General features: G+C 63.9%; 18 protein-coding genes. 10 read left to right on the forward strand and 8 right to left on the reverse strand.

Going from position 1 to position 22443, the window contains the following annotated elements; all coding sequences use genetic code 11:
- The first annotated feature begins 4 nt into the window (after window positions 1-4).
- Genes VJZ71_02560 through VJZ71_02570 form a run of 3 tightly spaced genes read left to right on the forward strand, consistent with a single transcriptional unit; the run spans window position 5 to window position 2639 of the window.
- On the forward strand, window positions 5-649 hold the full coding sequence (locus VJZ71_02560) for a CDP-alcohol phosphatidyltransferase family protein (GenBank protein ID HKQ46933.1): 645 nt from the start codon (window positions 5-7) through the stop codon (window positions 647-649).
- A gap of 3 nt (window positions 650-652) precedes the next feature.
- Entirely contained in the window at window positions 653-1906 is a 1254-nt protein-coding gene (gene ribA / locus VJZ71_02565; protein ID HKQ46934.1) for a GTP cyclohydrolase II, read from the forward strand.
- Entirely contained in the window at window positions 1896-2639 is a 744-nt protein-coding gene (locus VJZ71_02570) for a GNAT family protein (GenBank protein HKQ46935.1), read from the forward strand. The genes ribA and VJZ71_02570 overlap by 11 nt, the downstream gene beginning before the upstream one ends.
- Window positions 2640-2988: 349 nt before the next feature.
- Here the strand turns inward: VJZ71_02570 and VJZ71_02575 are convergent, their stop codons facing one another.
- The 3 genes from VJZ71_02575 to VJZ71_02585 all read right to left on the reverse strand — a co-directional run bounded on the left by VJZ71_02575 (window position 2989) and on the right by VJZ71_02585 (window position 5125).
- On the reverse strand, window positions 2989-3225 hold the full coding sequence (locus tag VJZ71_02575) for a hypothetical protein (GenBank protein ID HKQ46936.1): 237 nt from the start codon (window positions 3223-3225) through the stop codon (window positions 2989-2991).
- Window positions 3203-3490, reverse strand: a complete 288-nt coding sequence (locus tag VJZ71_02580; protein ID HKQ46937.1) for a BrnT family toxin — start codon at window positions 3488-3490, stop codon at window positions 3203-3205. Before VJZ71_02580 ends, VJZ71_02575 begins: the two co-directional genes overlap by 23 nt.
- A gap of 912 nt (window positions 3491-4402) precedes the next feature.
- Window positions 4403-5125 carry a phosphatase PAP2 family protein gene (locus tag VJZ71_02585; GenBank protein HKQ46938.1) on the reverse strand — a complete coding sequence of 241 codons (723 nt, stop codon included), beginning with the start codon at window positions 5123-5125 and terminating at the stop codon, window positions 4403-4405.
- A 295-nt stretch (window positions 5126-5420) separates the two neighbouring features.
- On the opposite strand from VJZ71_02585, the gene VJZ71_02590 reads away from it, so the two are divergent.
- Window positions 5421-7484, forward strand: a complete 2064-nt coding sequence (locus tag VJZ71_02590) for a glycoside hydrolase family 9 protein (protein HKQ46939.1) — start codon at window positions 5421-5423, stop codon at window positions 7482-7484.
- On the opposite strand, the gene VJZ71_02595 is transcribed toward VJZ71_02590, so the two are convergent.
- Window positions 7479-8018, reverse strand: coding sequence for a hypothetical protein (locus VJZ71_02595; GenBank protein HKQ46940.1), 540 nt, complete (start codon window positions 8016-8018; stop codon window positions 7479-7481). The two genes, VJZ71_02590 and VJZ71_02595, sit on opposite strands and share 6 nt — an antisense overlap.
- Before the next feature lie 50 nt (window positions 8019-8068).
- Between VJZ71_02595 and nadB the strand changes: the two genes are divergently transcribed.
- Both nadB and VJZ71_02605 read left to right on the forward strand, forming a co-directional pair.
- Window positions 8069-9718 carry an L-aspartate oxidase gene (gene nadB / locus VJZ71_02600; GenBank protein ID HKQ46941.1) on the forward strand — a complete coding sequence of 550 codons (1650 nt, stop codon included), beginning with the start codon at window positions 8069-8071 and terminating at the stop codon, window positions 9716-9718.
- 113 nt (window positions 9719-9831) lie between these two features.
- Window positions 9832-10461, forward strand: coding sequence for a MotA/TolQ/ExbB proton channel family protein (locus VJZ71_02605; GenBank protein ID HKQ46942.1), 630 nt, complete (start codon window positions 9832-9834; stop codon window positions 10459-10461).
- Here VJZ71_02605 and VJZ71_02610 read toward each other — a convergent pair.
- Genes VJZ71_02610 through VJZ71_02625 form a run of 4 tightly spaced genes read right to left on the reverse strand, consistent with a single transcriptional unit; the run spans window position 10439 to window position 15041 of the window.
- Entirely contained in the window at window positions 10439-12520 is a 2082-nt protein-coding gene (locus VJZ71_02610) for a hypothetical protein (protein ID HKQ46943.1), read from the reverse strand. The two genes, VJZ71_02605 and VJZ71_02610, sit on opposite strands and share 23 nt — an antisense overlap.
- Window positions 12513-13670, reverse strand: coding sequence for a ribosome small subunit-dependent GTPase A (gene rsgA, locus VJZ71_02615; GenBank protein HKQ46944.1), 1158 nt, complete (start codon window positions 13668-13670; stop codon window positions 12513-12515). The genes VJZ71_02610 and rsgA overlap by 8 nt, the downstream gene beginning before the upstream one ends.
- Window positions 13670-14428, reverse strand: coding sequence for a hypothetical protein (locus VJZ71_02620; protein HKQ46945.1), 759 nt, complete (start codon window positions 14426-14428; stop codon window positions 13670-13672). Before VJZ71_02620 ends, rsgA begins: the two co-directional genes overlap by 1 nt.
- The gene (locus VJZ71_02625; GenBank protein ID HKQ46946.1) at window positions 14421-15041 is read right to left on the reverse strand and encodes a sigma-70 family RNA polymerase sigma factor; all 621 of its coding nucleotides are present in this window, start codon (window positions 15039-15041) and stop codon (window positions 14421-14423) included. Before VJZ71_02625 ends, VJZ71_02620 begins: the two co-directional genes overlap by 8 nt.
- Before the next feature lie 107 nt (window positions 15042-15148).
- Between VJZ71_02625 and moaA the strand changes: the two genes are divergently transcribed.
- The 4 genes from moaA (at window position 15149) to VJZ71_02645 (ending at window position 22281) form a co-directional block, all read left to right on the forward strand.
- Window positions 15149-16180 carry a GTP 3',8-cyclase MoaA gene (gene moaA / locus VJZ71_02630; protein ID HKQ46947.1) on the forward strand — a complete coding sequence of 344 codons (1032 nt, stop codon included), beginning with the start codon at window positions 15149-15151 and terminating at the stop codon, window positions 16178-16180.
- Between the two features lie 67 nt (window positions 16181-16247).
- Window positions 16248-17324: a tRNA lysidine(34) synthetase TilS gene (tilS, locus tag VJZ71_02635; GenBank protein ID HKQ46948.1), complete on the forward strand. Its 1077-nt coding sequence runs from the start codon at window positions 16248-16250 to the stop codon at window positions 17322-17324.
- On the forward strand, window positions 17321-18652 hold the full coding sequence (locus VJZ71_02640) for a glycosyltransferase family 39 protein (GenBank protein HKQ46949.1): 1332 nt from the start codon (window positions 17321-17323) through the stop codon (window positions 18650-18652). Before tilS ends, VJZ71_02640 begins: the two co-directional genes overlap by 4 nt.
- The gene (locus VJZ71_02645; GenBank protein ID HKQ46950.1) at window positions 18637-22281 is read left to right on the forward strand and encodes a hypothetical protein; all 3645 of its coding nucleotides are present in this window, start codon (window positions 18637-18639) and stop codon (window positions 22279-22281) included. The genes VJZ71_02640 and VJZ71_02645 overlap by 16 nt, the downstream gene beginning before the upstream one ends.
- Window positions 22282-22443: the final 162 nt, after the last annotated feature.

A 22443-nucleotide genomic window follows, 5' to 3' on the forward strand; every position in this document is an offset into this window, starting at 1 on the left:
GCTCGTGGCAACCCACCTCCACATGGGCTGGCCCAACCGGATCACCCTCGGCCGGCTCCTCGCGATCGGGCCCTTTGTCGTCTGCCTGCTCAATCTCGATCAGCCCGACCGAGTCTGGCTCCGCTGGGTGGCCATCATCATCTTCGTCCTCATGGGTCTCAGCGACCTTGTGGACGGCTACCTCGCCCGCCTCCTCAAGGACGAATCCCCCCTCGGCGCCTTTCTCGACCCCCTCGCCGACAAGCTCTTCATCACATTTTCCGTCATCATCCTCTGCATCAAAGGCATCCACTTCCGCGATTCCTTCGGCGCGGACGTCGTCCTGGCCCTTCCCAACTGGGTCGCCGTCGCCGCCATCAGCAAAGACCTCGTCGTCTCGATGGGCTTCGGCGTCATTTATCTCATCACCGGTCGCGTATTCATCCAGCCCCGCCGACTGGGCAAATGGTGCACAACGGTCCAACTTGCACTAGTATTATGTGTCCTGTTGTGGCCCAGTTTGCCCCAGCAATTAGGCAGATTGCCCGAGGCCCTTTGGTATGCCGCCACGGCCATGGCCATCCTCGCGACGCTGGACTACATCAGGCTCGGCAGCCGCTTCTTGGGCACGACGGCCACTGAGGCGAAAGGAAATGGCAAGGGAGAATAATGAATGACCGCTGGTGACAGCCCGTTCAGCTCGATCTCCGAAGCCCTCGCCGAACTCAAGGCCGGTCGCTTCATCGTCCTCGTCGATGACGAAGACCGCGAGAACGAGGGCGACCTCGTCTGCGCCGCGGAGCTCGTCACGCCCGAGATGATTAACTTCATGATCCGCCAGGCCGCGGGCAAGCTCTGCCTCAGTCTGACCGCCGAGACCTGCGAACGGCTCCATCTCTATCCCCAGGCCAACGAAAACACCGCGACTCACGGCACCGCTTTCACCGTCTCCATCGACGCCGGCCCCGAACTCGGCGTCACCAGTGGCGTCTCCGCCGCCGACCGCTGCCGCACCATCCGCCGCTGCCTCGACGCCGACGCCAGGCCCTCCGACTTCCGCCGCCCCGGCCACATCAGCCCGCTGAAAGGCAAATCCGGTGGCGTCCTCGTCCGCGCCGGTCATACCGAGGCCAGTATCGACCTTGCCCAACTCGCCGGTCTTAAGCCCGCCGGTGTCATCATCGAAATCCTGAACGATCGTGGCGAGATCGCCCACCTCGACGACCTCATCGCCTTCGCCAAGCGGCACGATTTCAAAATCTGCACCATCGCCAACCTGGTGGAGCACCGTCTCCAGCGCGAGCGCTCGATCATGCGGATCGAGTCCATCCCGCTGGAGAACCGCTTCGGCCGCTGGACCCTCCACGCCTACAGTTCCGTCCTCGATTCCGAACCGCACGTCGCCCTCACCATGGGCGCGATCGGCCGATTCGACGCCGTCGGCGATCCGGTCCCCCTCGATCATCCCATCCTCGTCCGCGTCCACTCGCAATGCCTGACCGGCGACGTGTTCGAATCGCTCCGCTGCGACTGCGGCTCGCAACTGGAACGGGCGATGCAGCTCATCGCCGAGGTTGGTGAGGGCGCGATCGTCTATCTCCGCCAGGAGGGCCGCGGCATCGGCCTGACCAACAAGCTACACGCGTACCGGCTCCAGGACGAAGGGCTCGACACCGTCGAGGCCAACGAAAAGCTCGGTTTCCCCGCCGACAAGCGCGACTACGGCATCGGCGCGCAGATCCTCCGCGATCTAGGTATCCGCCAGATCTGTATTCTCACGAACAACCCCAAGAAAACGAACCGCCTGGCGATCTACGGTCTCGACGTCATCGAGCAGCGCCCGCTGCAAATCGCCCCCAACCCCCACAACCGCCGCTACCTCGAAACCAAGCGCACCAAGCTGGGGCACACCCTCGATGAAATCTAATCCCCATTCGGTAGCGTCACCCCTCGTGGGGGATGACCGCGCCCCGCCGCCGCCCCGACCTCCGCTCCTCAAGCCTCAAGCCTCAAGCCTCAAGCCTTCCGCTTGCTATCTCTCCCCCTTCACCCCCGACTTCGCCCCGCTCGTCGCCTCCTGGGTTCGCACCGCGCAGGAACTAACCTGGCTCGCCCCCGGCACCCCGCCTCCGGTGACCGCTGAGAAAGTCGCCGCGTGGGGCGAAGACAGGAAAAACCGCTACTTGTTCTGGGCAAACTCACCCTCCCCTTACGAAGGAGAGGGCCGGGGTGGGGTCTCATCTCCCTCTCCCACGCGGGCCGGGGTGAAAGCCGACCTCCCCGCCGGCTACGCCGAACTCAACGAGATCCCCAACCAACCCGCCCACCTCTGGATCGGTCACTTCCTTATCGACCCGTCGCGCCGCGGTCGCTCCCTCGGCGTCCGCTTCGCCCAGGCCCTCCTCGCCCGCGCCTTCGTCGAACTCGCCGCCAGGGAAGTCGTCCTCGTGGTCTTCCCCGACAACAAGAAAGCGATTCGCTGCTACGAACGCGCCGGCATGTTGCAGTCCGGTCACGAGCGCAAGTTCTTCAAGGCCACCAACGCCGAACACCAGTTCCTCCGCATGGCGATGACACGAACCCGCTTCCACCGCCTCGCCGCCTCCGGCCGCATCGAAGGACGACCGTTACCGCTCTGTAGCATCACCCCTCGTGGGTGACGATCCGAGCCCCGAGCGCAAGGGAAGGGTTTTTCTCCCTCTCCGTCGGGAAAGGGCCGGGCTGAGGGCTGCCCGTGTGGCCCCGACTCTCAGCCGGTGATGTATGTAGGGCAGTGTCGAGTCTTCGAGACCTGCCGGCCCTGTCGTACTATCCGCAGCGGCCGTGCCGGGCGATCTGAACCGAGCGCCGCGGCGCAAGCCCGGGTTTTTTTAACCCGCTACACATAACTCCGCCCCATTGGGGCGCAGGAACGTAGCCACGAGCCCGTGGGACAGGAACGCCCCCCATTTCTGTTCCCCGTTCCCTTATTCCCTCTCTGGGATGGAGGTCCGGCGATTCGAAGTTTTGTTATCGCCGCGAGTTCTTGTCCGGCATGGTCTTGAGCAACGCGCGCAAGACGGCGTTCACGGATTCCGGCGTCGGGAACGCGCGAGCAATATCCGGATCGAGAAGAACGACGCGGCTGCCCGCCTTGTATCGTGAGGCAAATCGGTTTCGCCTGGCCCTGCGATAGTCAAATCGATATTCCGACTTCAGCCCGTTGCCGGACTTGTTCGGCTTTCTACGAGAGAGGGTTTTCTTCATAATCCTGACGCTCTCGAAGCGTGGCCTTTCGTGCGCTGATGATGCGAATCCTGCCTGACCGTTCCAAGAAGCTCACCACGATCAGGCGATCTTGCGCGGAGTGTCCTATTATAATCTCGCGGCGCTCCTGGGTCGAGTGTTCTTGGTCCGTGAAGATGGCCGCGAGCGGATCGCCGAAAACTGTGGCAGCCTCCTCAAACGCGACTCCGTGCTTATTGAGGTTCGCGGCTGCCTTTCTTGAGTCCCATTCGAACTCAACAAACATGATTCCGAGCCTACGCCGGGATGCACATCTGTTCAAGATCTGCATGTCTCCGCGAAAGACTCGCCCGCCGGAATCGATTGGATAAGATGGTGCACGCTCGCGGGCTGCGATACGTGTCCCCAAAAAAGGGGGCGACATAAGACCGTTGCTAACCCGCGGGAAAAGACAAGGAGTGAACCATGAAGACGCGATGGATTCTCGGTGTCGCCGGACTTGCCCTTGCCAGCATCGCCGGCTGCGGGCCGTCCCGCTGAGGGCCCGGTACAAGCGGGACTCGGTCCGAGCCCCGGCGAACCAATCAACCCACCACGGCCCCGTCCGCCGCGCGCGATGCCGCCAGCACGTCGCTCGCCTGCCGCAATGACCTCCCCAGCCCAATACCCACGGAGTTCACTCGCTTGGGCGACTAATCCGACCCTCTGTTCCCTGTTCCCTTAATCCCTTATTCCCCCGACTCCCCCTCAAGCCTGCAGCCTCAGGCCTTTTTACAGGGAGCGCTGAGCAAGGGTGGTAGGCAGAGGACAAGAACAGCAGCGAAGCCGCCGTCTGCCTATGGCTTTCGGCGTCGTCCCGGAGATTCCGCGCCCATGCGTCAAGAAACGCAGAAATTCAACTTTGTCAGGGTATTTCAACCACTTTGTTTTTTTCCCGCGACGTGCGACGCTCCATCCTCAACGCTCAGGTCGCGCCATTGCGCTCGTTTGCGGTCGATTGCGCTTCAAAAAAACCTGCGACCAGGAGGTTATCCGCTCGCCACGTCGAGCCGCCGTGTCGCAGACCCGCCGTGGTGGGGAGACCGCGGCGGGCGCCATCTGCGGTTTCGTTCGTTCTCGCTCGATTTCGCCCCTCCCCTCCCCGGGGGGTTTCCAGGGCACCATCGACGCATCGCTGGGAGATCCCACACTGCAAGGATTACTTATTAAGAGCAGTGGGGCGTCGCCGTTGGAGCCAGCGGGCGACGAGCCAGCAGAGGATGGCCCAGGCCGCGCCCAGGCACCAACCCGCTAGGACATCCGTGGGATAGTGGACGCCCAGGTACACCCGCGTGCAGCCGACGAGGAGCGTGAGGAACAGGGCCACGCCGAGGATGTAGAACTTCTGTCGCCGCTGCCGCGCCGCCGACGCCAGGGTCGCGCCGAGCGTAAGGTAGACGACTGCCGCCATAAGGGAGTGACCGCTGGGGAAGCTGGGGCTCAGGTGCTCGGTCAGCTCGGGCAGGATGGCCGGTCGCGCGCGGCCGAAGGCTCCTTTCAACAGGTTGGTAAGGATTGTGCCGCCGACGACCGAGGCGAGGATGAACGTCGCCGTGAAGGTACGACGAACCAAGAACAGGTAGCCCGTGACGGAGAGCACGATGATGGTCAGGATCGGCGCCGCGCCGAGGGCGGTCCACTCCAGCGCGGCATTGGCGAGCCAGCGCGGCCCCTTCGGCCGCGACGTGTCGGCGGGGTCGCGCAGGGACCGCATGATGGCCAACTCCGCGTCCTGGGAGTTGCCTTCGGCCACTTCGTCCGCGACTTCGATGAACGCCCAACTCAGACCGGCCAGCACGAGGATACCGGCGAGAACGAGCGGTTCCTGACCGCGCGTCCAGCGCCAGGTGCGAGTCGCCAGTGATCGAAGCTTTGAGGGCATGGCCGCGCAGTGTAGGGTGTCCACGCGCAGCGGCAACGCGGCCTTTGCTGGGTTAGTGGTTAACGCGTTGACTCCGTGCGATGTACAGGCTCAGGGTGGCACGGTCTGACCCGCCGCGGAGGGGCAGGCCGTGTTGGTCGCGTGCACCACGGCCTCGCTGCTGCGAGACCGTGCCACCCGAATTGGCCTGGTAGGGGATATAATGCGGTATTCGTTGGTTCGCCGAAATGTCTTGATGCGACGGAGTCGGTTCATGGCTGCGCGAATCCCCGCACCGGTCGCCCGGAGTCGATGGATGATTCGTGCATCGGCGAACATCCGCGGGGTGCTGGGCCTCATAATCGCGATGGCGGCGGCCGAGGCGGCGCTCGCCCAGCCATACTCACCGCACGTCCGTATCGATCAGTTTGGTTACCTGCCGCAGGCCAGGAAGATCGCCGTGTTCCGCGAGCCGGTGCAGGGATTCGATGCTCCGTCGCCCTATTCACCCGGTCCGCTCATCCAGGTGCGCCGAGTCAGCGATCAGCAGGTGGTGTATTCCGCTGCTCCCGCGACGTGGAACGGGGGCGCCATCCACACGCAATCGGGAGATCGGGTCTGGAGGTTTGATTTCAGCGCCCTCACCGTGCCGGGCACTTACGATATTTACGACCCCGCGACGGGCGCTGCGTCGGAGCCGTTCAACATCGTGGATGATGTGTACGACCTCGCCCTGCGCCAGGCCGTCCGCATGTACTACTACCAGCGCTGCGGCACGCCCAAGGCCGTCCCTCATACGTCCGCGGATTGGTCCGACGCCACGTGCCACCTTGGCACCCAGCAGGATTTGGATTGCCGCTCTGTGTCCAACCCCGTCCCGGCCACGTCGCGCAACCTCTCCGGCGGTTGGCATGACGCCGGCGACTACAACAAGTATGTCAATTACGCCGACTCCGCGCTCCACTCGCTGCTTTTCGCGTATCAGGATGTGCCGTGGTACTGGACGGATGATTACGGCATTCCTGAATCCGGCAACGGTATCCCCGACCTTCTCGACGAGATCAAGTGGGAACTGGACTGGCTGCTGAAGATGCAGAACCCCGACGGGTCGGTCCTGCACAAGATGGCCGTGACCGACTTCAGCGCCGCCAGCCCGCCCAGTTCGGACAGCGGGGCGCGGCGATACGCGCCCGCCACCGCGTCGGCGACCATCTCCGCCTGCGGGGCGTACGCCCATGCGGCGCAGGTCTATGCTTCGTTGCCGCAAACTCAAGCGTACGCGACGATCCTGCAGACCGCGGCGGTCAGTGCGTGGAATTGGTTGGTGGCCAACCCCGGGGCCATCCCCTCGTCCTACAACAACGCCGGGTTTGTGAACGCCGCCGCTGAGGAATCCGCCTACGACCAGCAGACCAGCCGGCTTTGCGCGGCCGTTTACTTATTTCGATTGACCGGCCAGGCGACTTATCGCAATTACGTGGATGCCAACTACACGACCGCGCATCTATTCGTCTGGTCGTACGCCTCCGTCTGGGAACAAGAATACAATGACGCCTTGTTGCTCTATGCCGCGTCGCCCGGGGCCACGGCGTCGGTCGCAGCGCAGATTCGCCAGCGTTACACCGCGTCCGTCGTCGGCAATGACCACCTGGTCCAGGTGCAGAACGTCGTGGACCCGTACGGCGCTTACCTCGAAGACGGCAATTACACCTGGGGCAGCAATCGCACCAAGTCCCTGCAAGGGCAGATGTACGCGTCGATGAACCGCCATTGCCTGGGCGGTGCGAGCGCGACGGCCCTGCGCGACGCGGCCGAGGCCCTCGCCCATTACTTTCACGGTGTCAATCCGATGGGCTTCACTTATCTCACGAACATGGGCGACTTCGGCGCGCAATCCAGCGTCAACGAGATGTACCATGCGTGGTTTGCCGACGGCACCGTGTGGGACAGCGCGGCGACATCGCCGTTCGGCCCGCCGCCCGGTTACTTGACGGGCGGGCCGAATCCATCCTATACACCCGATGCGAGCTATGTTGGTCCGCCCATTGAGCCGCCGGAAAACCAGCCGATTCAAAAGAGCTATCGCGACTGGAACACGAACTGGCCGCAAAACTCCTGGGAAGTGACGGAGTGCCATATCCCGTATCAAGCGGCGTACGTTCGGCTCCTGGCCAACGTCGCGGCCGGCGGCGCGATCTGTCCGGGCGACGTGAACCGGGACGGTGGTTTCGACGGACGCGACATCGACGGCTTCATCGACTGCATCATCGGCGGCGGGACGAACTGTCCCTGTGCGGACCTGGATGGAAACGGGAGTACGACGAACAGCGACGTTCCTCCTTTCGTCGCGCAGTTGTTGAACCCGCCGGCATGTCTATAGCGGCGGCTGCCTCAATCCGTCGCCCAGGAGCGGCCGGAATCGGCGGGTCAGTTCCTCGTCGCTGAGGTTGGCGGCGAGCTGGATGAGGCGGGCCAGGTTTTCCTTTGTGCCGCGGCGGCGGATTCGCACGGCGAGGGAGTCGTCGGGAAGTTCGTCGATCAGGCCGGGCTCAATCTCCTGCTCGACGTCGACGACGATCTCCTCCCATGCGTACGCGCGGCGGCCCAGCGGGCCCAGATCCAGCTCCAGGCCGTGCGCGGTCGCGTTCACACCCAGTGGACCCGGCCAGACAGCAAGCAGGAGCCATCGGACGGCGGCAACGAGCAGCGTAAACGCAACGACCGCCAGGCACACGGTCAAGAGCCCGAGCGCCAGGCACGAGGCGGGCTGCGTCTTCCACAAGAGCGCCCAATCTGGTCGAATTTGAAACAAAAGACCGCCCACCACGACCGCGCACAAGAGCCGCCACAGCGCGCGGACGAGGGCCCGGCTGCGATCGACCTTCAGGAAGAATGTGGGGAATGATGGATACATGCACCTGACCGCGCTCGCCGTCCGACGGCGGCGATAGTAGCATATCGCCCATGGGCGAACATTTCGCCGATCGCCGCTACCTCCTGAACTTCGAGAGCCAGCGCCTCGGACAGGTCTTCACCGACGTGCTCGTGATTGGCGCGGGCGTGGCCGGCCTGCGCGCGGCGATCGAGGCGGGCCGCCGCAGCCATGTCATCCTCATCAGCAAAGACGGACTGGCGGAGTGCAATACGGCTTATGCCCAGGGCGGCATCGCCGTTGTCACGGATGCGAGCGACACCGTCGACGCGCACGTCCGCGACACGCTGGAGGTGGCCTGCGGGCTGGGCCATCGCGACCGGATCGAGCGGATGGCCCGCGACGGCCCGGCGTGCCTGAAAGAACTTCTGACGTGGGGGGCGAAGTTTGATCTCGACGGCGGCGTGGTGGCCCTGGCGATGGAAGGCGGGCACTCGGCCCGGCGCGTGGTCCACGCCGCCGGTGACGCGACGGGCCGGGAACTCAGTCGCGCGCTGGCGGCCCGCGCTGCATCGCTGGAGACCATTCGTCTCTTCGAGAACTGCTTCGTCATCGATCTGGTCGTCGAGGACGGCCGCTGCATTGCCGCCTTGACGCATCATCAGAAATACGGCCATCAGATCATCTGGGCCAAACAGACGATCCTCGCCTCCGGGGGCGCGGGTTGTCTCTTTCGCGAGACCACCAACAGCCCTTCCGCCACGGCAGACGGTCACGCGATCGCTTTCCGGGCCGGGGCCATTCTCCGCGACATGGAGTTCGTGCAGTTCCACCCGACGGCGCTGTACATCGCCGGCGCTTCGCGCGCGTTGATCAGCGAGGCGGTTCGCGGCGAGGGGGCCTACCTGGTCGATCGCGAGGGCCGGCGCTTCATGCCGAGTTATCACCCCGACGCGGAACTCGCCCCGCGCGACGTCGTCAGCCGGGCGATCCTGCGACAGATCGCGGAGTCCGAGGCGACCTGCGTATATCTGGACGTTCGCCATTTTCCCGCCGGTCAGTTCGCGCGGCGGTTTCCCAACATCGCCGCGTTATGCCGAGACTTCGACATCGATGTGTCCAAGAACCTCATTCCCGTCCGACCCGCGGCGCACTACATGATCGGCGGCGTCGCGGTGGATTCGAACGGCCGGTCCTCCATTGAGGGGCTTTGGGCGTGCGGCGAGGCGGCCGCCAGCGGCGTTCATGGGGCCAATCGTCTGGCCAGCAACTCGTTATTAGAGGGCCTGGTCTTCGGTAAATTGGCCGGGCACGAATCGGCCGAGGCGGCGGCCCGAATGACCGGCCCCGGCGGCCCCCGGCCGCTGCGAAGCGTCATTGCCCCCAGCGTTCGAACGGAACTGGACCTGGCGGACGTCCGCAACAGTTTGCGGGCGCTGTGCTGGCGAAACATCGGCATCGACCGCACAGGCGACCGGCTCCGCGAAACACTGGAGATCATTGATTTCTGGGGCCGTTATGTCATGGACAAGGTCCTAGATCACCGGGCCGGATGGGAGACCCAGAATATGCTGACCGTCGCGCGATGCACGGCGTTGGCGGCGCTGGCCCGCGAGGAGTCGCGCGGGGTCCACTTTCGCGACGATTATCCGTCGCCCGACGACGCCCGCTTTCTCGGTCACGTGACGCTGCAACGGCTGAACGAGTCCGTGCGGGAGGGCTTCGAGCCCATCGCGCGATGAGCGGCTCTTTCATTCACATTCCCAATTCCACATTGGCGTCATCTAATCGCAGAGAGTGCCTTATCCGATAGCTCCACGGTCCACCTCGTACGGTGGGCCGGGAGTCCGGAAAGATGTCTTCGCTACCCCTGAACCATACTCCGCGAGGTGCGGAGCCGATTCATCGCGACCGGCATCTGATTCCGATCCTGGTCGGGATCATCGGCTTCTTCGTGGTGCTCGGCATCGCCCAATCGATTCACACGGGCCGCGATCCCCAGGGCGGCGGCGTCCATGCGTACAATTTTCTGATCGTGTGCCTGGCGCCACTGGCAATGCTCGCCGCAGTCTATGGGTGGGCCGGGGTCGTCGACGCGTTTTGCTGGATTGTCCGGCGGCCGACACGGGGAACCTCGGCGCGCGAAGCCGTCACGTTTTTTCAGTTGGGCGCGGCGTTTGCGATGGCCGTCGGTTGCTTGAACACCCTCGTCGGGCTGGTACTCAGTCTGACCGATCTGACCGACACGCAGCGGCTGGGATCGGGGATCGCGCTCGCGCTCCTCAGCCAGCTTTACGGCGTATTTGTCGCGGTCACATGCATCGCCGTGGCCGCCTACATCGCCCGGCGACATCGGGAAACGCGCGTGCTGACGCCGCTGGCCAGACGGGCGGCCAGCGTTGCCGGGCTGACGATCGTCGCGGGGACGCTGACGACGCTCCTGGTCTTCGGGATTCTCATGCTCAGCGCGGCGCCAGGGCTGTGATTTCGTACAGCGTCGCGTAGGGCGGGCGATTCTGGTCGACCGCGAAGTTCTGAACCGCCCGCAGACCGTGCTCCTGCAGCTTTCCGAACAGATCGGCGTCGACCGCTTTCCAGAAACCGTACCGTGAACGGCGCAGGCGCGACATTTCGCCCCAATCCACGTAAACGTTTGTATAGCCGCGCTGCCGCAGCCAGTCGACGAGTTGAACGGGGGACAATTGCTCCGCCGCCTCGGCAAACGGATTGCGGTTGAAGACTACGCAGTAATCAACGCCCTTGTTAAGATAGAACCGGCGCGCGTCGCCGATCATGAGGACCATGCCGCCCGAGGCCGCCAGGGTATTGAGCCGAGGGATGTGGTCGGCACGCACCCATTCGCCGTCGGTGAACCAATCGAGTCCGTCCGTCGCACGGGCGGCAAGAACCTCAAAGGCCTTCGCTTCCGCGAATGTGCCCAGCGTGGTCCTTAGATTCAATCCCGCGGTGGCCACAATGACGAGCGGAAAGACCCAGCTTCGGACCACCGGCCGCAAGCCCGCATAGGCCCTGGCGAACAACACGCACGCCGGAATCAAGAGCACGATGGCGAAGCGATCGACCAGGTGCGTCAGACTTATCCATGTAGCCAATCCGATGAACAACATCAGGTAGCATGCGGTAACGCAGGTCTTGTTTATTGCACTGAGCTGGTCTTCTTTAGCGACCCTTCGCCTTGTCACTATACGCCGCGCTATTTCCGCGACGATGGCCAGGCCCATCACCGGCCCGAACAGCGGCGAGCCGAAAATCTGCTGCCACGTTCGCCAAAGCCGCGCGGGAAGCGGTCGATCCACGGGCGCGGGCAGGTGACCGTCTCTCCAGCGCGCTGCGCCGTCGTCGTTCCATATTCCCGCGCGCTCGGGAAAGACGCTGCGCGCCAATGGGAAGACCGGATTGCCGGTGCAGGCGATGTTCTTGATGAGCCACGGCGATAGTACAGTGAGACTTGAAACGAGAAATGCCGCCGCGTGCCAGGGCGCGCGTCGCGGCCTGAACGAAGATGTCCACAACGCGGCGATGCCTAGCGGTATGAGTGTTGCGGGGATCGCCGTGTATTTACATCCGCACGCGAACCCGGCGCAGAGACCGGAGACAACAATCCAGCGTGTCGCCGTGCGCCCTTCGTCCCGCGCCGATCGGATCGTGGCGGCGAGGGCCATGGCCGAAAAAAAGAGAAGGCCACATTCGACGTAGGCCAGCGCGCCCAAGTACGCAATGAAAGGGCAAATTGCGGCCATGACGCCTGCGACGATGCCGGGGCCGCGGCCCATTTCGCGGGCGGCGAGCCAGATGGCCGCGACCGCGAGCACGCCGAGCAGGGCGTGCAAGAGGTTTGCGGTCAGCGCCGCCTGCACTGCATCGCCGTGCAGAACCATCGCCAGCAGATAGAGCATCTCCACGTTGAAGGGGAAGTTGGTGTAGATATTGTGCGGCAAGTAGCCGATGCGACCGGCCTCAAAGTATTCACGCGGGGCGGCAAGGTGGTATTCCAGAACGTCGTAGCCATTTGCTTCATGCGGCCAGAGGATGCCGGGCGGGAGCGTGGCGGCCAGAAACATCAATCCGCCGAAGATTCCGGCGGCGAGCCAGAGCCACATGAGCCCCTTTGCCGGTTCGCCCTCGCTGAAGAATGGCGGACCCGCGCGCCGGACCCAAACTCGCCAAGTGCCGAGGCACAGGAACGCGGCCAGAAGGATGATCCACAGCGCGCGGTGCAAAAGTCCCGCCGTACCGAGGCCCAGCACGAGGAGCGACAAGGCCCCCAATCCCAGGGCCGCCGCGGCCATCCAGCGCCAGCGCGCTTCGATCGGGCCCAAGGACAAACTGTCGACGAGACACAATCCCAATCCGCTGGCCGCCGCGAGGATGCCCAATGCCAACGCCCCGTGTTTGATCAAGACGACGAAAGCGTTAGGCGACGCGGTCGCGACGATGACGAACGCAAGGAGAATAGTGCAAACGGCGACAAAGACCGGTGAGCCGCCGGAGCGGATCGGCAGCGCGTCCGACTGGCTACTCATAGTGCCGCCTCGCCGCGCACTCCTCATACATCTTGCAATAGCTGTCGTAGCGCTCGGGCGTGATACGGCCTTCCTCCACCGCCGCCTTGATGGCGCAATTCGCCTCGTGCGTGTGAGAGCAGTTGGGGTATTTGCACTGCTGAATAAGGTCGACAAACTCCTTGAAATACGCCTCGACCTCCTCAGCCTCGACGGACGCGAGTTCGAATTGGCGAAGTCCGGGCGTATCGACGACGTATCCGCCGAAACTCCACGGCAATAGCCGCGCCGTCGTCGTGGTGTGCCGCCCGCGCGCCAGGTCGGTCAGCGTGCCGACTTTGAGCGAGAAGCCCGGCTCAATCGCGTTGAGCAGTGAACTCTTGCCGACGCCGCTGGGCCCGACCAGCGTGGACGTCTGCCCCGCGAGCAGTTCGCGCAGTTCGTCCAAGCCTCGTCCTTCCGGGACGCAGGTGAAAAATGCCTTGTAGCCGAGGCCGCGATAGCGTTCGACGACGGCTTCGGCCTGGCCCTCCACATCCAAGTCGGCCTTGTTGATGCATATCGCGGGGCGCATGCCGCCCTTGTGGACAGAGACGAGATAGCGATCGATGAGGTGCGGCCGGAGCGTCGGCTGATCGGCGGCCATGGTGATGACGACGAGATCGACGTTGGCGGCGATCACCTGCACGCGCCGCTCGTATTGCCGCTCGAGTACCGAGCGCCGTGGCTCGACGTCCTCGATGACCCCTTCGGGAAGATCCCGCGCTTCGCTGGTCGTCCGGCCCTGCTCCTCGCCATGCGCGACCGGGGCAAAGCGAACGCGGTCCCCGACGGTGACGGATGCCCGTTCGTCGATGAGCCGCGTCCGCACCATTCCACGGACGGTGCAGGCCCAGTGGCGCTGCCCGTCGTCCACTTCGCAGATCAGCCCGCGGACCGTGACGACGATTCCCGATTGAAGCGCCTGCGATTCCGCCGATTCGTCGTCAACGATGATCGTTCGCCTGCGCGACAGATCGCCTTTGGCGCGGACGTTTTCGACTTGCTTCGTCTCGTCGGATTTTGGGTCGCCCCCGCGGTGCCGGCGCGTCCACTCGCTCTTGCCGCGCCCGGGCTTGCCCCGGTTCTTGCGAAGATCGACGCGAACTTTTCGACCTCGACCTTTGGCCACTAGGGGATACTCCGTGTGGTGGGTTGCGATGCGGCCGGCGCGCTCGTGGTGGTCGGGGCGCTGGTCGGCGCGGACGTCGTCGTCGGTTGAAGAACTGCGCCGGCCCAGCCGTACTCGGCTTTCAGGTCCGTCTCGGCCGTCCGCGATTTCGCGGCAGCGCCGCTGATCGAAGGCGGTGCGAGCGCCAGGGGTGCCTCGTTACCGCGATCGCTCCGCTCGGCGCTGTCGCTTTCCTGTTTTTCTGCCGGACGAACCATTTTGCGGCTGGCGAAGGACCTTATGGGGGTCTTGAGGGCCAATGACGATTCCTCTTCTTCGCGTGCCATGGTTGTGTCACCGGGGACGGCGCGAGGTAGTGGTCGAACGGCGACGGGTGTCTCCGTAGCGGACCGAGGCTGCACCTGCGGCCACAAGAGCCAGCCGGCGGTCACCACAAGCACGAATCCGGCGGCGAGTGATAAAGGACGCATCCAGCGCAACGGCCGATGCGATGGCCCACTCCCCGCGTCCGCGACCCCGAGCAGCGCCTCGCGCTCCAGGCGATCAGCAACATGGAGCGCAAAGTCCGCCGGCGCCGAAGCCCGCGGAAGCGATTTCACCCTCCGCGCTATGTGGCGCAGACTATCGAGCGCTCGGGCGGCGTCGGGGTCCCGCGCGACGAGTTGCTCAACCTCGGCGCGCTGCCCCTCCGACAACTCCCCGTCGAGATACGCGGTGAGTTGTTCTAGTTCTATTTCGTCCTGTCGCCTGTCAGCCATGCTTCGGCGACTCCCTCATCGGCTGCAGCCGATCGCGTAACGCCAGCCTCGCGCGGTGCAAGCGCGACTTGACCGTCCCAACGGCGACGCCGAGCACCTCCGCGATTTCCGAATAGTCCAGCGACTCCACGTTGCGAAGCAGGACGGCCGCGCGATGGTCCACGTCCAATTCCGCCAGTGCCGCCAGCACCTGCCCATGCTCCTCGCGGAGCGCTGCCTGCTCCATCGGTCCGGTCTCCCGGGCTGCCGGGTCGATCCGGAGTGAAGCGTGACCGGAATCGTTCGCTGCCAGCCGCCCGTCATCCAGTGATCGTATCGTCGCTCGCCCGTCTTTTCGGCGGCCGCTGATAACCCCATTCACGGCGATCCGAAACAGCCACGTATAGAATCGGCTTCGACCGTCGAAGCGATCGATCGACCGCATCGCCTTGACGAACGCTTCTTGAGCATAGTCCTCCGCGTCGGCCGCGTTGCCACACATCCGCAGGCACAGGTTGAACACCCGGTCCTGGTACAGGGCAATGAGCCGCCCAAAGGCCGCCCGGTCGCCGCCGCGGCAACGCTCGACGAATTCGGCCTCTTCGCTGGCATCGGCGACGCACTGTCCCTTCACGCATGCGATCCTTTAATTGGACGCCGAGTCTGCCCACGCGGTTCCACGCCGCACACTTTGCAGGCCGGCGCGTGGCCCGGTCCGGTCCGATACCCTACCATATAGGGATGCCCGTCGCATTACCCATCGTGGAGCGGCCCGAGATTCGGCCGGATTCGATCACCGGTCCGCGCGATATCCGCGCCGTGCGGACGCTGCGGATCAGCGTGACCGATCGTTGCAATTTCCGCTGCGTTTATTGCATGCCGGAGGACAATCTCGACTGGGTCCCGCGCGACACGCTGCTGACGTTTGAAGAGATCGTCGAGGTCGTCCGCGCGGCGGTGGGTCACGGTATTACGGCGTTCAAGCTCACGGGCGGCGAACCGCTCGTGCGGCACGATCTTCCGCGGCTGGTGGCGATGCTCCGGGCCGAGCCCGGTGTGACCGACCTTTCCATGACGACAAACGGGGCGCTTCTGGATCAATATGCCGGTTCCCTGAAGAGGGCCGGGCTGGATCGATTGACGGTAAGTCTCGATACGCTGGATCGCGAGAAGTTCCGTGCCATCACTCGCGGGGCGGACATCGAGGCGGTGTGGCGTGGGATTAACTCGGCCGTCGCCGCCGGGTTCAAGCATCCGAAGATTAACTGCGTGGCGATGCGCGGCATCAACGATGACGAGTTCGCCGATTTTGCCATGCTGACGCGCGAGACCGACCTCACGGTACGCTTCATTGAGTACATGCCGCTGGGCCGAACGGCGCTGGGCGGCGAGTACGAGGCCCGGTTCATCGGCGAGCAAAACATCCGCGACCGGATTACGCAGTGGTGTGGTTCGTTGGAGCCCGCTTCGAAAGACAGCGGTTTTGGCCCGGCGAACGTGTGGCGCCTGCGCGGCGCGCTTGGGCGAATCGGATTCATCAGCGCGATGTCCAAGCCGTTTTGCGCGACGTGCAATCGCCTCCGTCTGACCGCCGAGGGGCAACTGCGGAGCTGCCTTTTTGATGGCGGCGAAGAGGAGCTGCGGCCCATTCTGCGAAGCGATCGTCGCCTTGCGCCGCGCGAGCTTCAGCACGCCTTTCTCCGCTGCGTCGCCTTTAAGCCGGAGGTGCATTCGTATTGGGGCAATCGGCAGATGTCTCAGATTGGCGGATAATGGCTGGTGAGAGACGACGATCCCGCCATTGAGCAACTAAGCTGGCCCGGTGAATCCGGTTTTCACGATGATGGACGTACGGCAATTTCATCGACGGTTTTTTGACGCAAGCCGGGATCTCCTACCCGCCGGCGCGAAGATCGTGTGCGCCGTTTCGGGCGGGGCCGATTCGATGGCGATGCTGCATGGGCTTTGCGCGGTGAACGGACTGCGCGATCGGCGATGGCTACTGTCCGTCACTCATGTGAATCATCAAATCCGGAGGGACTCGGAGGAGTGCGCGAAGTTTGTGCGCCAGACCGCGTGCGACCTTGGATTGGAGTGCCGCGTCGAGGCGGCGGATGTGCCCGCAATTCAGAAGGCCGAAGGCGGGACCCTGGAAGAGACGGGGCGGCGCGTGCGTTATGAGTTTCTGCACCGCGCGGCCGGAGATACGGGCGCGAGCGTCGTCGCCGTGGCGCACCATGCGGACGACCAGGCCGAGACGGTGCTCCATCGCATTGTCCGTGGGACCGGGTTGCACGGGTTGGCGGGGATGCGGCGATCGCGACCAATCGAGGAAGGAAACACCATTGTGCTGGTTCGACCCCTGCTTGGCTTTCGGCGGGCGGAGTTGCGCGAATACCTTCTCGCCAGGGGCCTCTCGTCTTGGGAGGATGCGACGAACGCTGATCCGGCGGCGGCGACGCGGAATCGCATCCGCCATGAGGTCATTCCGCAACTTGAAGCGAAACTGAATCCCCACGCGGTCGGTGCGCTCGTGCGATTAGCGAATCAGGCCGATGACGCGGCACAGACCATTCGATGGGCGGCGGAACGGGCCATGGCGGAGATTCGCGTAGAGGCCGGGGGCGGCGAGGTTCGGCTAACGGCATCGTTGTTGGCGGCGTTTCCAGCGGCCCTGCGGTCACAAATCGTGCGGCTGGCCCTGGACGAAGTCGGTGCGGAGTTTGGACAATTGGGACAGGAGCGCATTAATGCGGCCGTAGAATTGGCAAATCGCGATCGGCGGCGGCGAACCATTGAGCTGCCCGGTGGGATCCGCGTCGAACGACAGAGTGATCATTGGGTAGCCCGGCGGCCGTGCAGCGCTGCGGTCATCGGCGCCGAGGGCCCCCTTCAAGTCAAGCAGCGCTATTCGTGAACGAAGACCAGCGAAGCGGGATGACGATCGAGGCACTGGATGGGCCGGCGACACCGCGCTTCCGTCGGTGGCTCGCGGGCATCCTGTTCGCGGCGGCGGTCTTGCGCGTCGTACTCGTGGTTTACGCCGAGCGCGATCCGAGCCGGTTTGACTACCCCGATACGCATCGCTACGTACAGGTGGCCCGCAATATCGCGGCCGGACTGGGGCCGATCGATTCGCCGGAAGTGCGCGCGGGGACCGATCCGCTGTATCCCGCGATCCTGTCCGCCGGAATCTTGCTAGGGCTCGAGGACACGAGGTCCATTCTTCGATTCGGACGAGTCGTCAACGTACTTTGTGCGATTGTTTCCATCGCGCTTCTGGCGGCGATTGGACGGCGGCTTATGGGAGGCCGAGCCGGTTTGATTGCGGCGGGTTTTTTGGCGGTGGACCCTATCCTGCTTTTTTTCAACGGTCTGGTGCTGACGGAGACGTTATACATCACGCTGCTCCTCGCGGGCATGTATTGCATCATTCGCCAACAAGGGGTGCCCCACGCAGGCTGGAGTCTTGCGGCGGGGATAATGCTGGGGCTTGGCGTCGTTACACGTAGCACCAGCCTTTTGCTCCCAGTGATGCTGTTTCCATTTGTTGTGGCGTTCGCCAATAGTCCGCGGGTTTCCCCTCACGGCTTCGCTGGTGCGAGACCGTGCCACTCACTGACTCGGCGGCGCCTCGCCCTGTTATTCATTCTCGGGACGGTAGCCCCTGTGGGCCTTGTGGTCGCCCGGAATTACGGGCTATTCGGGCATTTCGTTCCGGTGCGAACCGGCGGAGGCGCGAGCCTGCTGGAAGCGTTCGGACCGTGGGCGGACGGGGGACCGGGAATGGACCGCATCGAGTATCCGATCGTGCCGGCGGGTACTGACGAATATGAACGGGATCGAGTGCATCGGGAGGCGGCATGGAATTGGATTCGCGCGAATCCGAGGGAGTCGATGCAGCTTGCCTGGGCGAAGCTGCGGCGGACATGGTCGGTGACGCTCCATGCGCCGGGCTATTCGACCACGCGCTACCTGCTAATCGGATGGTTGACGGTGGCGCCAGTCTATGGCCTCGCTCTGATAGGGGCCTTTTTGCTTCGGAAACAGGTGTTTGTGGTTTTGCTCCTCATCGCACCGGGAGTTTACTTTAGTCTGGTCCACATGGTGTTTGTGGGCTCGGTAAGATATCGTTTGCCAGCGATGCCGTTCCTTTTCTTACTGGCGGGAGCGGCGATCGATTATTGGCGGTGTCGGGAGCGACCCGACGGGGCGGCCAGGTGTTCACAATGGCGAATTCCGTAATCGCACGCATCCCGGCGCGGCAGACGCTTTCGCGCGCGGTTCTGGAGCGACGGACTTTTGTTCGCCACCCGGTCTCGCCGACCCGATTTCGACTGGGGGTCGGCCTGCTGGTCCTCCTGCTGCTGGGGTTCGCGGGGTACAGCTATTCGACGCGCGACGAGGCCATTCGGCTGCGGGCGATGCGTTTCTTAAGCGAGGCGACGTCGGGCGAAGTGAGCGTGGCGCGGGCGAAGTTTCGCATGTTCGGCGGGATTACACTGGAGGAAGTCAGCATCGCGGTCCCGTTCGATCAGCGGCTGGACCCGGCGGCGAAAGACGCCCGGGCGCGCGAGATTTTCGCGGCCAAGTCGCTGACGTTGATCCACAATCCGTGGCGGCTTATCGGCGCGGGGTTTCACGTTGATCAAATCATCGCGACGCAGCCGACCATCACGCTCCTGCAGAATGTGGATACGGGTCTGCGAAACTGGCAGTTGCTTCGGGGAATGCGAAAGACGCCGCAGACAGGCGATTCCGGCGATCGACCGCGGATCACGCTGCGCTCGGCGAAGGCCGTGGTCGCGAGCCTGGATTCGAAGGGACGGCGCGAGTGGCGGAAAGAGGAATTGGACGCGGACGTCCGGCCGCATCCGAATTCCGAGACGGGCTATTGCATCGAGGTGCGCCGCTACAGCGAGCCGGCGGAACGAACGACGGTGATCTTCGATCCGGGGGCGCGACTGGTGACGAACACGCCGTTCGTGGATGCGCGGACGGTGCGGCTGCAACTGCCCAAGGCGGCGCAGGCACTGTTCGATGGGCTGTCGCTGGTGGGAGAGGTCAAGCTCAATCGGCTGGTGTATGACGCGCGGGCAACACAGAGCGAGAATACGGAGATCCGCCTGCGCAACGTCGCTTGTTCCATTCCGCTTTCGATGATGCGCTCTGTCAACAGCAAGGAGGACCCTCCCTCGAGAAAGCGCCCGGAGGAGGGTGCGATCCACATGACGGATATTAAAGGAGTCCTGGCGCATCAGGGGGGGCGGTGGAACGTGAACGTCTCGGGTCTGGTGAACGAGGCGCGGTGCGAAGTGAAGGGCCGACTGGACCTCGCCGACGGCGGGCTGGCGGAAATGGGATTGGACCTGGAAGTTCGGGGCGCGCGCGTACCGGCCCCTGCGGCCTCGCTGAGAGATGAGCTTCTGGCGGATCCCGAACTTCCCGAGGTCATCCGCGAAGTGCTGGGTGATTACCATCCCGATGGTCCCTTTGATGTCGCGTTCAAACTCGTGCGTTCAGAAGGGCCGGAAGGATCTCTACAGGTCTTCGGAGTGTTTGAACCCCAGGGCGTGAAAGGGATAGCCCGGCATTTTCCGTATCCCCTGGAGGACATCCGTGGCCGGATTCGAGCCCAGGCGAATGAAGTTCGGTTGGAGGAAATCACCGCGCGAAACGGCCCGGCCCACGTGAAGGTCGCGGCGCAGATCGATCGATCTTTGCCGTGGGCCGACGTGGCGGTGCAGATCGATGCGCGAGACGTGCCCTTGGACGAAAGGCTGTATCAGGCACTTTCCCGGGAAGATCAGTCGCTATGGAAGCGATTTAGTCCGCGCGGCGCGGCGCATCTGGGGATTCAACTTCGGCGGCCCGGGTCCGACGGTTCGGCGCCGATGCCGTGGGATTCACATGTCTCGGCCGAGCTCCTCGATGCCGACATGCTCTTCACTGAATTTCCCTATCCACTGAAAAAAGTGACCGGGCGGATTGAACTCACTCCGAATCGAATTGAACTATACGATGTGGTGGGCCGACAAGACGACGCGGTCGTTCGGCTGAAGGGGTTCGCTACGATCGGAGAGGTCGCGGAACCGAAGGCGGAGATTCACCTTGACGCCAGCGACCTGAGATTGGACGGCGTTTTGGCCGGGGCGTTGCCACCGGAGGGCAAGGGGGCCTTGGCGGAGTTTCAGCCGGAGGGCAGGGTCCAACTCGCGGGGACGGTCGCGCTGAATGATGTGAATCAGGGGCTGGTGTATGACCTCCGCGCGACGCTCTGCGATGCGGCGATCCGGTATCGCGAATTTCCCTATCGAATCGAGAAAGTGGGCGGGGAGATTGTGATTCGTCCGGACGGTTATTCCGTCACGGATGTCGTCGGGGTCCATGGCTCGACACGGGTCAGCGCAAATGGGCGGGTCCGCCGCCACGACAACGGATACATCGCCGACCTGACGTTTCTCGCAGCCGGACTGGAGTTGGATCAGGAACTTTACGATGCCCTTCCTCCGGCCCTCCGTCACGTCTGGCACCTCTTGAAGCCCGCCGGGCAGATCGATGCGGAGACGGCGCTGCACTATGTTTCTGAAGGAGGGAAGACCTGGCAGCGCCATCGGACCGTCATCGCGTCGAAAGCGGCGAACATCTGCTTTGCGGGGTTTCCGTTGCCGCTCGATCGTGTAGAGGGCCGGGCGGTGGTGACGGATGAGCAAGTCGAGATTCTGTCGATGCGGGGCAAGACGGGGGAGGGCGAGGTAGAACTCTCCGGCAAGATCGACGTGGGAGGGCCGGGATATCGCGGCGCGCTGGTCGTTCGGGCCAGGGACATGGCCTTCGGCGAGGCCCTCCTGACGGCATTGCCCGAGCAGGTCCGGGCTGCGATGGAATCGATGGGTCCGACCGGCAAGTTCGATCTGGACCTGGACGAGCTGCGGTTTGATCTGAACGACGCGGGACAAGGGCGGTGGGAGATAGCCGGCCGCCTCTCGATTCGCGAGGGCGGCGCGAACCTGGGGTTCGCGCTGCGCGACGTTGCGGGGGCCGTAGAGGGACGAGTTTCGATCAACCACCGCGGCCAGTCGTTCGTGCAGGCCCGCGCGGCGCTCAAAAAGGCGACGCTGGCCGGATGGCAATTGAGCAACGTCACGGCGAAAATTTCGACGGACCCGCATACGCAAACGCTCCACATACAGGACGCGACCGCGGATGCGTATGGCGGCGAGGCGACCGCCACGGCGGAGATCGGATTGAGCCGGCGCGATGCGGAATACCAGGCGTCGGTCATCGCCCGGGACGTGCAACTATCACATTATTTCCGAACTCTGGACAGCGAATCGGATTCTCCGGAGGCCGAGGGATCGATCTTTCTGAATATGGTCCTTCAGGGTCGGTCCGGGGCGAACGCGTATCGGGAGGGGGCCGGGGAAATGTACGTGCGCCACGCGCAGGTCTGGCGGCTGCCCCTCTTGTTCGCCATCTTTCAGGTTTTGAATCTGACGCCGGATGAGAATGTTTTTCACGACGGCCGGATGCAATTCTATCTCTCGCGGGACGAACTCACCTTTCAGCAGATTGATTTGCAGGGCAACGCACTGTCGCTCATCGGCGGCGGGCGGATGTATCTCGATACCAACAAACTCGATGTCACGCTGGTATCCGGCAGCCCGCTGCGGATGCGGCTGCCGCTCATCACCGATCTTCTGGATGTCGCCTCTAAGGACCTCCGGCAAGTACATGTGACGGGGACATTGAGCAAACCGAAGATCACGCCGCAACCACTAGCCAGTTTGACGAAGGCGCTGAAGTCGGTGTTCCCCGACGCGCCGCGCCAGCTCAGTCCTCGTTCGAGGGTCTCGACGGGGGATCGGCGATAGAGGGGATTGCGGCGGTAAGGGGGTACAAGCAGCCGGGGGCGGCTGTTGTCCAAAGTGAGCAGCCGAGGGCGGCTGCTCTCCATGCTGATCCGGTTGCGAGGGTCGGTCGCCTGCGGTACGGTTTGAGGCACGTCCGAGTACGAAAAGAGAGGACGAGAGCTT

The sequence above is a fragment of the Phycisphaerae bacterium genome (assembly GCA_035275405.1).
Taxonomy (GTDB): Bacteria; Planctomycetota; Phycisphaerae; order UBA1845; family UTPLA1; genus DATEMU01.

Excerpts from the sequence above, each read along its gene's own strand:
- VJZ71_02570 (HKQ46935.1), top strand. The coding sequence starts at position 1,896 with ATGAAATCTAATCCCCATTCGGTAGCGTCACCCCTCGTGGGGGATGAC.
- VJZ71_02585 (HKQ46938.1), bottom strand. The coding sequence starts at position 5,125 with ATGCCCTCAAAGCTTCGATCACTGGCGACTCGCACCTGGCGCTGGACG.
- nadB (HKQ46941.1), top strand. The coding sequence starts at position 8,069 with ATGGGCGAACATTTCGCCGATCGCCGCTACCTCCTGAACTTCGAGAGC.
- VJZ71_02610 (HKQ46943.1), bottom strand. The coding sequence starts at position 12,520 with ATGAGTAGCCAGTCGGACGCGCTGCCGATCCGCTCCGGCGGCTCACCG.
- VJZ71_02620 (HKQ46945.1), bottom strand. The coding sequence starts at position 14,428 with ATGGCTGACAGGCGACAGGACGAAATAGAACTAGAACAACTCACCGCG.
- VJZ71_02580 (HKQ46937.1), bottom strand. The coding sequence starts at position 3,490 with ATGTTTGTTGAGTTCGAATGGGACTCAAGAAAGGCAGCCGCGAACCTC.
- VJZ71_02595 (HKQ46940.1), bottom strand. The coding sequence starts at position 8,018 with ATGTATCCATCATTCCCCACATTCTTCCTGAAGGTCGATCGCAGCCGG.
- VJZ71_02645 (HKQ46950.1), top strand. The coding sequence starts at position 18,637 with ATGGCGAATTCCGTAATCGCACGCATCCCGGCGCGGCAGACGCTTTCG.
- moaA (HKQ46947.1), top strand. The coding sequence starts at position 15,149 with ATGCCCGTCGCATTACCCATCGTGGAGCGGCCCGAGATTCGGCCGGAT.
- VJZ71_02575 (HKQ46936.1), bottom strand. The coding sequence starts at position 3,225 with ATGAAGAAAACCCTCTCTCGTAGAAAGCCGAACAAGTCCGGCAACGGG.
- VJZ71_02605 (HKQ46942.1), top strand. The coding sequence starts at position 9,832 with ATGTCTTCGCTACCCCTGAACCATACTCCGCGAGGTGCGGAGCCGATT.
- ribA (HKQ46934.1), top strand. The coding sequence starts at position 653 with ATGACCGCTGGTGACAGCCCGTTCAGCTCGATCTCCGAAGCCCTCGCC.
- tilS (HKQ46948.1), top strand. The coding sequence starts at position 16,248 with ATGATGGACGTACGGCAATTTCATCGACGGTTTTTTGACGCAAGCCGG.
- VJZ71_02590 (HKQ46939.1), top strand. The coding sequence starts at position 5,421 with ATGATTCGTGCATCGGCGAACATCCGCGGGGTGCTGGGCCTCATAATC.